This is a genomic window from Nocardia altamirensis NBRC 108246, from assembly GCF_001612685.1.
In the GTDB taxonomy this organism is placed as follows: domain Bacteria; phylum Actinomycetota; class Actinomycetes; order Mycobacteriales; family Mycobacteriaceae; genus Nocardia; species Nocardia altamirensis.
On sequence record NZ_BDAY01000166.1, the window covers coordinates 1 to 1,030 of the forward strand.

The window sequence follows — 1,030 nt, forward strand, 5'->3', positions numbered from 1 at the left end:
TGTGACAGGACATTGCTGACAGTTGGTGACAGGACATGTCTGACAGTTAGGGGTGGGGTGTGTAGGTGAGGGTGCGGGGGATTCGGCCGCTGCGGGGTCGCATGGGGGCTTGGCGTTTGCGGGTGCGGTCGATGGTGAGTTCGCGGATGAGTTGTTCGCGGTAGTAGATCAGGGCGTGGTCGCCGGTGATGAACACGGTGGTCAGGGTGCCGCGGTATTCGGCGCCGAGGGGGATGATCGTGTTCTGCACGGCGATGAAGCCGTCGCGGCTCGAGGCGCGGGCCTCGATCGCGAGGGTGGGCGGGTCTGGGGTGATGGCGGCCTCGGGGGGTGTGTGACGGGTGCCTGCGATGCGGGCTTGGAGCGGGGTGGCGCCGTCGAGGCCTTGGTGGGGTCGGTTGTTGTAGAGGGGCCGGTAGCGATCGAGCAGGGTTTGTAATGCGGGCAGGGTTGCTGGTTGTGGCTGGGCGGTGAGCCATTTGCGCAGGGTGCGGTGGGCGCGTTCGTTCTTGCCGTTGGTTTGGGGGTGCCAGGGTCGGCTGTTGATGAGTTTGATCCCGAGGCGGGCGAGGTTCTTCTCGAACAGCACGGCGGTCTCGACACGACGTCCCGTGAAGGCTAACCCGTTGTCGGACAACACCATTCGCGGAACATTGTAGTGTTCGATGGCGTGTGCCATGGCCCGCCAGGCGCCTTCGGTGTCCTCGCGGGGCCAGGCCAGATCGACCAGGTCGTAGCGGGAGTGGTCATCGAGGAGTTGGAAGATGACCACCCTGGTCGCGGCGGTGTCGGCCAGGACGAACTCCAGCGCATCGATCTGCCAGCAGTCGTCGGTGGCGGGGAACACGAACCGCCGATACGAGGATCGGGGTCGTTTGCGGGGCTCGGGCTCGATCAGTCCTTCCCGGCTCAGGACTCGGTGAATGGTTCGCGCACAAGGCAACTCGACGCCCGGCACGCCATCGGCGAGTAGTCGTGCCCTGATCGAGAGTGCCCCGTTGTCCCAGCCCTCGCGTTCGAGTTCCTTGCG

General features: G+C 65.3%; 1 protein-coding gene. It reads right to left on the bottom strand.

Going from position 1 to position 1,030, the window contains the following annotated elements; genetic code table 11:
* Positions 1-46 precede the first annotated feature (46 nt).
* A partial coding sequence (locus tag NA11_RS43650) for an integrase core domain-containing protein (protein ID WP_069168002.1) occupies positions 47-1,030 on the bottom strand: 984 nt, incomplete at its 5' end.